Source organism: Streptomyces sp. NPDC055078, assembly GCF_053607985.1.
The window spans coordinates 1-8,593 of record NZ_JBSGUP010000347.1 but is presented as its reverse complement, the minus strand read 5'-3'; the positions used below and the strand labels follow the sequence as shown (position 1 = coordinate 8,593).

9 protein-coding genes are annotated in these 8,593 nt (G+C 70.5%); 3 read left to right on the top strand and 6 right to left on the bottom strand.

All coding sequences use genetic code 11. The annotated features are described in order from the left end of the window. Together ACWF94_RS25450 and ACWF94_RS25445 are read right to left on the bottom strand one after the other, a co-directional pair. The coding region (locus ACWF94_RS25450; protein WP_453492850.1) for a GNAT family N-acetyltransferase at nt 1–282 on the bottom strand (282 nt) is incomplete at its 3' end. Between the two features lie 38 nt (nt 283–320). Next, nucleotides 321–851 (bottom strand): sigma-70 family RNA polymerase sigma factor, encoded by a 531-nt coding sequence (locus ACWF94_RS25445; RefSeq protein ID WP_453492847.1) that lies wholly within the window; start codon nt 849–851, stop codon nt 321–323. Nucleotides 852–1,062: 211 nt separating this feature from the next. Here ACWF94_RS25445 and ACWF94_RS25440 point away from each other — a divergent pair, with 211 nt between their 5' ends. Next, complete coding sequence (locus tag ACWF94_RS25440) at nt 1,063–1,752, top strand: lysophospholipid acyltransferase family protein (RefSeq protein ID WP_453492844.1); 690 nt, start codon at nt 1,063–1,065, stop codon at nt 1,750–1,752. A gap of 430 nt (nt 1,753–2,182) precedes the next feature. Here the strand turns inward: ACWF94_RS25440 and ACWF94_RS25435 are convergent, their stop codons facing one another. Both ACWF94_RS25435 and ACWF94_RS25430 read right to left on the bottom strand, forming a co-directional pair. Further along, a complete protein-coding gene (locus tag ACWF94_RS25435) occupies nt 2,183–3,721 on the bottom strand; it encodes an MFS transporter (RefSeq protein WP_453492841.1) in 1,539 nt (512 codons plus the stop codon). After that, nucleotides 3,718–4,272, bottom strand: a complete 555-nt coding sequence (locus ACWF94_RS25430; RefSeq protein WP_453492838.1) for a TetR/AcrR family transcriptional regulator — start codon at nt 4,270–4,272, stop codon at nt 3,718–3,720. The genes ACWF94_RS25435 and ACWF94_RS25430 overlap by 4 nt, the downstream gene beginning before the upstream one ends. A gap of 84 nt (nt 4,273–4,356) precedes the next feature. On the opposite strand from ACWF94_RS25430, the gene ACWF94_RS25425 reads away from it, so the two are divergent. Beyond that, the gene (locus tag ACWF94_RS25425) at nt 4,357–4,863 is read left to right on the top strand and encodes an HAD domain-containing protein (RefSeq protein WP_453492836.1); all 507 of its coding nucleotides are present in this window, start codon (nt 4,357–4,359) and stop codon (nt 4,861–4,863) included. A gap of 23 nt (nt 4,864–4,886) precedes the next feature. Here ACWF94_RS25425 and argH read toward each other — a convergent pair whose 3' ends face one another. After that, nucleotides 4,887–6,314 (bottom strand): argininosuccinate lyase, encoded by a 1,428-nt coding sequence (argH, locus tag ACWF94_RS25420; RefSeq protein ID WP_453492833.1) that lies wholly within the window; start codon nt 6,312–6,314, stop codon nt 4,887–4,889. Nucleotides 6,315–6,510: 196 nt separating this feature from the next. After that, on the bottom strand, nt 6,511–7,707 hold the full coding sequence (locus tag ACWF94_RS25415; RefSeq protein ID WP_453492830.1) for an argininosuccinate synthase: 1,197 nt from the start codon (nt 7,705–7,707) through the stop codon (nt 6,511–6,513). A gap of 163 nt (nt 7,708–7,870) precedes the next feature. Between ACWF94_RS25415 and ACWF94_RS25410 the strand changes: the two genes are divergently transcribed. Beyond that, nucleotides 7,871–8,458, top strand: coding sequence for a pyridoxamine 5'-phosphate oxidase family protein (locus ACWF94_RS25410; RefSeq protein WP_453492827.1), 588 nt, complete (start codon nt 7,871–7,873; stop codon nt 8,456–8,458). Nucleotides 8,459–8,593: the final 135 nt, after the last annotated feature.

Sequence of the window (8,593 nt, the reverse complement as noted above, 5' to 3'; positions counted from 1 at the left end):
GTGCCGCTGCATCCGGGGGTGGACGATCAGCTTGGCGATCCGGGCCGTACCGTCCTCGTCGACCCTGCCGCGTACGGACGCCACGACCTCGTCACCGAGCCGCGCCACCAGGGCATGGCCCTGGGCGATCTCGGCGCGCAGGGCGTCGAGGGACTGGGTGAGGGGTTCGATCGCGTAGTCGCCGTACAGCTCCGCCTCGGTCTGGTAGCACAGATACTGCAGTTTGAGGATCTGTTCCGCGTCCTGTGCTCTAGCCGCTGAGATGGTCACGCTCATGCCCATGTGCGCATGCCTCCCGCTCACCTGTTCGTTCCGGTTGTCTACCGCTCCATTCCCCCATGTTCAGGAGCCGCAACCTCTGCCGTGAGCATTCTGCGCAGGCATCCCAGGCAACGGGAACGCGTAGGTCCCAGACTCCCCTGTGAGATTCCCAACTCTCCTGCGATTTCGCGGTAAGTAGGGTCATGGGGCGACAAAATCGCGGTCAGCAGCCGTGGGCAGTCGCCGGGTGTCCGGGCGACCGCCGCCCGTACCGCCCGCCGTCTCTCCGCCGTGAGCACCGCCCGCTCGGGCCCGGGGCCCGGGTCCACCGGGTCCCGGCGCAGGGGCAGCTCCCGCGCCGCCACCCGCCGCCCGCGCCGCGCCTCCGCACGCACGGCAGCCCGCACCCACCGGGCCGCGTCCCTCGGCGGCCCCGCCCCGTCGAGCCGCTCGAACAGCCGCAGCCACACCGCCTGTTCCAGATCACCCGCGTCCATCGCCGCGCCCGGCGCCTCGGCGTTCGCCTCCGCGCTCACCAGCGGACGCAGGTCGCCGATCACCGGGGCACCGGTGTCTTCGAGAAGAGTCATGCCGGGCGGGACGTGCCCCCGCCCGGCGGCGGTTGCCCGGCGACGGCGGACTCACCCGTACGGGCGGGGTGCCGGGCCCGTGGTGACGACGCGTGAACCCGATGTGCGATCAGAGGTGACCCGCGAGTATCGTCCTCACCTGCGCAGACTTCGCCCGTCCTCGGACAGGTTGGCGTAGCCTCGCTCAGGCCGCCGACCGCTGCCGTCGTCCATGACACCGGAGGACCCGTTGTCCCGCTTGTCGCTCATCAAGGCCGTTCTAGGACCGTTCCTGCGCCTGATGTTCCGCCCTCGTGTGGAAGGCGTCGAGAACATTCCGGGCTCGGGTCCCGTCATCCTCGCCGGAAACCATCTCACGTTCATCGACTCGATGATCATGCCGCTGGTGTGCGCGCGTCCGGTCTACTTCATCGGCAAGGACGAGTACGTCACGGGCAAGGGGTTCAAGGGCCGGGCGATGGCCTGGTTCTTCACCGGTGTCGGCATGATCCCGGTGGACCGCGACGGCGCGAACGGCGGGGTGGCCGCGCTGATGACCGGACGCCGGGTGCTGGAGAAGGGCCGGATGTTCGGCATCTACCCCGAGGGCACCCGCTCCCCCGACGGCCGGCTCTACCGGGGCCGTACCGGGATCGCCCGGCTCACCCTGATGACCGGCGCTCCCGTGGTGCCCTTCGCGGTGATCGGCACGGACAAGCTCCAGCCGGGAGGTACGGGACTGCCCCGCCCGGGCCGGGTGACGATCCGCTTCGGTGAGCCGATGGAGTTCTCGCGCTACGAGGGGATGGACCGCGACCGCTATGTGCTGCGGGCGGTGACGGACTCGGTGATGACCGAGGTGATGGAGCTGTCGGGCCAGGAGTACGTGGACATGTACGCCACCAAGGCGAAGGCCGCCTGAGTGGGCGGCGGCATCCGGGTCCCGGTGCCTCGGGCGCCTGTGCTGCGGGGGCCGCACGCCCGCGCCTGACAGGCCCCCTTTGCTCGTCCGGGCCCGGACACGCGCCGGCCCCCGGGCCGAGGGTCCGTCCTCAAACGCCGGACAGGCTGGAAATGCCCCCACCGACGGACAAGGCGCGGGGCACCACCACGCCCCTCAGGGCGAAGGGGGAGGCTCAGAGCCAAGCCCCCGGCAAAAGCACCGGGCCCAGGATTCCAGCCCCGCCGGCGTTTGAGGCGCGGGGTTCGGGGCGGAGCCCCGACAAGGGCCCGAGCCCGTCCACCCGACCGGTCCGTCCTCAAACGCCGGACAGGCTGGAATCCGCTGGGGTCCCAGGGTCCGTCCTCAAACGCCCGACAGGCTGGATTCCGCTGGGGTCCCAGGATCCGAACTAGGGGTGTTCGGTGCTGTCCTCCAGGCGCTGGCCCTTCAGCAGGAACCAGGACCCGACCGCCGTCAGCAACAGCACCACCGCCCCCGCCGTCGCCGCGACATGGAAGCCGTCCGCGAAGGCGTTCTGCGCCGAGGTGAGCAGGGACAGACCCTGCTCACCGGGCAGCCCCCTGGCCGCTTCCGCCGCACCGCCGAGGGAGTCGCGGGCCGCGTCCACCGCGCCCGACGGCACCCCGTCCGGCACGCTGAAGTCCCGGTACACCCCGGTCACCACCGAGCCCAGCAGGGCGATGCCGAGGGCCGCGCCCAGTTCGTACGCCGTCTCGGAGACGGCCGACGCCGCGCCCGCCTGCTCCTTGGGCACGCTGGACAGGATGACGTCCGCCGTCACGGTGAACGCGAGGCCCGCGCCGAGGCCGCCGAGGAAGAGGGCCATGCCCATGGCGATGGGTCCGGTGTCGGCGGTGAGCAGGGTGCAGGTCCCCAGGGCGAGGGCGACCGCCGTCAGCCCGCCGGAGACCGCGCTGCGGACGGACGCACGGCGGGCGAGGCGGCCCGCGAGCAGTCCGGCCGCCACCGCGCCGATCGCGGCGGGCAGTTCGATCAGCCCCGCCTCCAGCGGTGAGCGCCCCTGGACGAGCTGGAGGAACTGCGAGAGGAAGAAGACCAGTCCCGAGAGCCCGAGGATGGTCAGCAGATCCGCCATGACCGCGCCGGAGAAGCCCCGGTTGCGGAAGAGCCGCACATTGAGCAGCGGTGCGGGCAGGGTCAGCTGACGCCGTACGAACCAGTAGAGGGCGGCGGCGCCGATGGCGGCGGCAGCGGCCGTGTCCGGGCGGATGCCGTGCACCGCGGCCTCCTTCACCGCGTACACGACGGAGACCAGGCCGACCAGCGAGAGGACCACGCTGAGGAGGTCCCACGGGCCGGGGTCGGGGTTGCGCGACTCGGGGAGCAGCTTGCTGCCGAGGACGACGAGGAACGCCATCACCGGGAGGTTGATCAGGAAGACCGACCCCCACCAGTAGTGCTCCAGCAGCACCCCGCCGACGACCGGGCCGACGGCGGCGCCCGCGGAGGCAGCCGCGCCCCAGATGCCGACGGCGATGCTGCGTTCCCTGGGGTCGTGGAAGAGATTGCGGATCAGGGCGAGCGTGGACGGCATCAGGGTGGCACCCGCGACACCGAGCAGCGCGCGGGCCACGATCATCATCTCCGGGCTGGAGGCGTAGGCGTTGATCACGGAGACCCCGCCGAACGCGACGGCACCGATCAGCAGCAGCTTCTTGCGGCCGATCCGGTCGCCGAGGCTGCCCATGGTGATGAGCAGGCCCGCGATGACGAACGAGTAGACATCGCCGATCCACAGCAACTGGGTGCCGGACGGCTTGAGATCCTCGCTCAGATAGGGTGTCGCGAGGCCGAGCACGGTGGCGTCGACCGCGACCAGCAGGACGGCGAGCACCAGTGCGGCCAGTGCCAGCCAGCGGCCCGGGGCCTGCACGGTCTCCGGTTTCCTGAGATCGGTGCCGGTCATTTCTCCACGCTCCGTCGGGTGACCCCGCCGAGCAGCAGCCCGGCGATCGAGTCCTGGAAGTCCTTGGCGGCGACCCGGCCGGACTGGACGGACCAGGCGCCCGAACTGACCAGGCCGTACAGGGCCTCGGTGAGCCAGGCGACGGACAGGTCGATCCGGAAGTCGCCCTCCTCCTGACCACGGAGGAAGAGCGCGGCGACCCGGGCGTCGAGCCGGTTCCAGCCCTCATTGATCTCGACGGCGTCGAAGAGCTGGTTCTCGGTGACGAGGAAGCCGATCAGCCCGGCACTGGGCTCGATCCCGGCGACGAGCCTGCGCACCGCGTCGGCCGCGCCGCCCTCGTCCAGCCGGGCCGCGTCGAGAGCGGTCTCGAACTCGCGGATGCCGAGATCCTCCAGAGCCCGCACCAGGGCGTCCCGCCCGGCGAAGTGCCGGTGGAGGGTGGCGCGGCCGATACCGGCGGCCTTCGCGACCTCGTCCATGGTCGCGGTGGGTTTACGGGAGAGCAGGGCCGCGGCGGCGCGCAGCACTTGCTCACGATCAACTGTCATGAGACAACCATAACCCACATGAGACAACTTTGTCTCATCCGATAGTGCGTCGACTCACTCGACGGGAAGATGGAGCATCTACGGATGAATCCGTTGCTGCTGATGGACATCGACGGTCCGCTCAATCCCTACGGCGCGAAGCCCGAGCGCAGACCGGACGGTTTTATGACACACCGGATGCGACCGAGCGGCTGGACGGACCGGAAGCCCCTGCGGGTCTGGCTCAATCCGGGCCACGGCGAGGAGCTGCTGACGCTGGCGGACCGCTTCGAACTGGTGTGGGCGACGACCTGGAAAGGGGAAGCCAATACCTGGGTCGGCCCGCCGCTGGGACTGCCGGAGCTGCCGTACATCGACTGGCCCGAGATGCACGGGCGGGCGCCGCGCGGCACGTTCTGGAAGACGCAGTACATCCTCCGGTACGCGGCCGGGCGGCCGTTCGCCTGGTTCGACGACGAGATCACTGGGCTGGACCGTGAATACGTGGAGCGGGAACACCTCGCCGCCGCCCTCCTGCTGCGTGTCGACCACCGGATCGGGCTGACCCGGCCGGACTTCGACGCGCTCGCGCGGTGGGCGGCGGCGCTGTAGAACAGGCTGTGGACGTCGCCCGGCTACCGCTTGGCGGCGGCCCAGGCGTGCTGGACCGCGAGGTCCGCCTTGACCTCGGCGAGCTGGACCGCGACAGCGGACGGGGCCGTACCGCCGCGTCCGTCGCGGGACGCCAGCGCGCCCGCGACGTTCAGCACCGTACGGACCTCAGGGGTCAGATGCTCGGAGATCCCCGCGAACTGCGCGTCGGTCAGCTCGTCCAGCTCGATGCCGAGGGTCTCGCACTCCTTGACGCACTCCCCCGCGACCTCATGGGCCACCCGGAAGGGCACGCCCTGGCGTACCAGCCATTCCGCGATGTCCGTCGCCAGCGAGAAGCCGGCCGGGGCCAGCTCCGCCATCCGCTCCCGGTTCACCGTGAGCGTGGCCATCATGCCGGTGAACGCGGGGAGCAAAACCTCCAGCTGGTCGCAGGAGTCGAAGACCGGCTCCTTGTCCTCCTGGAGATCGCGGTTGTACGCCAGGGGCAGCGCCTTCAGCGTCGCCAGCAGGCCCGTGAGGTTGCCGATGAGCCGGCCGGACTTGCCGCGCGCCAGCTCGGCGATGTCCGGGTTCTTCTTCTGCGGCATGATCGAGGACCCGGTGGAGAACGCGTCGTGGAGCGTGACGAACGAGAACTCCTTGGTGTTCCAGATGATGACCTCCTCCGCGATCCGGGAGAGGTTGACGCCGATCATCGCGGTGATGAAGGCGAACTCCGCCACGAAGTCGCGCGAGGCCGTGCCGTCGATGGAGTTGCCCGCCGAGCCGCGCTCGAAGCCCAGATCGGCCGCGACCGCCTCGGGGTCGAGCCCCAGCGACGAGCCCGCGAGCGCACCGGAGCCGTACGGCGAGACGGCCGTCCGCTCGTCCCACTGCCGCAGCCGCTCGGCGTCCCGGGAGAGCGACTGGACATGGGCGAGCACATGGTGGGCGAAGAGCACGGGCTGGGCGTGCTGAAGGTGCGTACGACCGGGCATCGCGACGTCCGGGTGCGCCTCGGCGAGGCCCACCAGCGCGTCCTGCAACTCGGCGATCAGTCCGCCGACGATCCGGGCGTGGTCGCGCAGATACATCCGGAAGAGCGTGGCGACCTGGTCGTTGCGGGAGCGGCCGGCCCGCAGCTTGCCGCCGAGGTCGGGACCGAGGCGCTCCAGCAGGCCCCGCTCCAGCGCGGTGTGCACATCCTCGTCGGCGATCGTGCCGGTGAAGGAGCCGTCCGCCACATCCGCTTCCAGCCGGTCGAGACCGGCGAGCATCCGGGTCAGCTCGTCCTCGGTGAGCAGGCCCGCCGTGTGGAGCACGCGCGCGTGGGCGCGGGATCCGGCGATGTCGTACGGTGCGAGCCGCCAGTCGAAGTGGACGGAGGCGGAGAGCTTCGCCAGCGCCTCGGCGGGGCCGTCGGCGAACCGGCCGCCCCAGAGCCGGACGTCACCGTTGTTGCTGCTCACAGCTTGCGCTCCTTCGGGGGTGCGATGTGCGACGCCTCCCCGTCGCCTGAGGAGAGGGGAGGCGTCTGTGGTGCGAATGTGGTGCGTCGTCCCACCGGGCACGGGTCAAGCGCGGGTCGTGCGACGGACGGGCGGGCGCCGGATCAGGCCGTCGGATCAGGCGGTCGGATCAGGCACCGGGTCGGCGGCGCGGATACTACGCCCGCAGGTCCCGCCGGGCGGCGATCTTCGAGGAGAGTCCGAAGATCTCGATGAAGCCCTGCGCCTTGGACTGGTCGAAGGTGTCGCCCGTGTCGTACGTGGCGAGGTTGAAGTCGTAGAGCGAGTCGTCCGACTTCCGGCCGGTGACCACCGCGCGACCGCCGTGGAGCGTCATCCGGATGTCACCGGTGACATGCTGGTTGGCCTCGTTGATGAAGCCGTCCAGGGCCCGCTTGAGCGGGGAGAACCACAGGCCGTCGTAGACCAGCTCGCCCCAGCGCTGCTCGACCTGCCGCTTGTAGCGGGCCAGCTCGCGCTCGACGGTCACATTCTCCAGCTCCTGGTGAGCGGTGATCAGCGCGATCGCGCCCGGGGCCTCGTAGACCTCACGGGACTTGATGCCGACGAGCCGGTCCTCGACCATGTCGATCCGGCCGATGCCCTGCGCTCCGGCCCGCTCGTTGAGCTGCTGGATCGCCTGGAGGACGGAGACGGGCCTGCCGTCGATGGCGACCGGGACGCCCTCCTTGAAGGAGATGACGACCTCGTCGGCCTCACGCGGCTCGGCGGGGTTGGAGGTGTACTCGTAGACGTCCTCGATCGGCGCGTTCCAGATGTCCTCCAGGAAGCCGGTCTCGACCGCGCGCCCGAAGACATTCTGGTCGATGGAGTACGGCGACTTCTTGCTGGTCGCGATCGGGAGCTGCTTCTCCTCGCAGAAGGCGATCGCCTTGTCCCGGGTCATCGCGTAGTCCCGGACCGGGGCGATGCACTTCAGATCGGGACCGAGCGCGGAGATGCCTGCCTCGAAGCGGACCTGGTCATTGCCCTTGCCGGTGCAGCCGTGGGCGACGATCCCGGCGTTGTGCTTGTGGGCGGCGGCGACGAGGTGCTTGACGATGGTGGGCCGGGAGAGGGCGGAGACCAGCGGGTACCGGTCCATGTACAGCGCGTTGGCCTTGATCGCCGGGAGGCAGTACTCGTCGGCGAACTCGTCCTTCGCGTCGGCCACCTCGGCCTCCACCGCACCGCAGGCGAGCGCGCGCTTGCGGATGACATCCAGGTCCTCGCCGCCCTGGCCGACATCCACGGCAACGGCGATGACCTCGGCGCCCGTCTCCTCGGCGATCCAGCCGATGGCGACGGAGGTGTCCAGACCGCCCGAGTAGGCGAGTACGACGCGCTCGGTCACGGGATTCTCCTTACGATGCATTCGTTGATGGAATAAGTATGCACTCCTCTGTATGTTTCGTCAACGTCCCGTGGTGAGAGGGGGTGGGACTCTCCCGTGGGATTCTCCCGGGGGCGGGCCGATCCCCGGCTCGCCGGCGGGCCGGGGATCGGATAATCCCGGTATGGGAAAGCGATACGAGCGCATAGACGGCAGGATCCGCACCTTCATCGAGGACCAGCCCGTGTTCTTCACCGCGACCGCTCCGCTGGACGGTGACGGGCACATCAACCTCTCGCCCAAGGGCCGCCGCGGCACCCTCGTCGTCATCGACGAGCTGACCCTCGCGTATCTCGACTTCGGCGGCAGCGGCGCCGAGACCATCGCCCACCTCCGTGAGGAGGGCAACGGCCGGATCACCCTGATGTGGTGCGCCTTCACCGGGCCGCCCAAGGTGCTGCGGGTGCACGGCAGCGGCGAGGCGGTCTTCCGCGACGATCCGCGCTGGCCCGGCCTCATCACCCGCTTCACGGCCGCCGATGGTCCGGGCGCCCGTGCGATCGTCGTCGTCCACGCCCGCCGCATCGGCGACGCCTGCGGTTTCGCCGTGCCCTTCCTTGACTACCGCGAGGAGCGCACCCAGCATGCGGAGCACTTCGGCCGGAAGTCGGACGCCGAGTTCGCGGCGTACTGCGCGAACAAGGAACACATCGGCGTGAGCCTGGACGGCCTCCCGGCCCTGCCGCTGCCCCTGCCGCCGCGCACGGCGTGAGCCGGGGGCGGCAGCGGGTCCGGCCCCCGGACGGCGGCCCGTGGCCCGCGGTTCCGGCTCCGCCGGCGGTTCGGGGCGGAGTCCGACAAGGGCCCGGGCCCGTCCACCCGACCGGTCCGTCCTCAAACGCCGGAC

Coding starts and splice junctions, on each gene's coding strand:
- ACWF94_RS25430 (WP_453492838.1), bottom strand. CDS start 4,272: ATGACAGTTGATCGTGAGCAAGTGCTGCGCGCCGCCGCGGCCCTGCTC.
- ACWF94_RS25410 (WP_453492827.1), top strand. CDS start 7,871: ATGGGAAAGCGATACGAGCGCATAGACGGCAGGATCCGCACCTTCATC.
- ACWF94_RS25435 (WP_453492841.1), bottom strand. CDS start 3,721: ATGACCGGCACCGATCTCAGGAAACCGGAGACCGTGCAGGCCCCGGGC.
- ACWF94_RS25440 (WP_453492844.1), top strand. CDS start 1,063: ATGACACCGGAGGACCCGTTGTCCCGCTTGTCGCTCATCAAGGCCGTT.
- ACWF94_RS25425 (WP_453492836.1), top strand. CDS start 4,357: ATGAATCCGTTGCTGCTGATGGACATCGACGGTCCGCTCAATCCCTAC.
- ACWF94_RS25445 (WP_453492847.1), bottom strand. CDS start 851: ATGACTCTTCTCGAAGACACCGGTGCCCCGGTGATCGGCGACCTGCGT.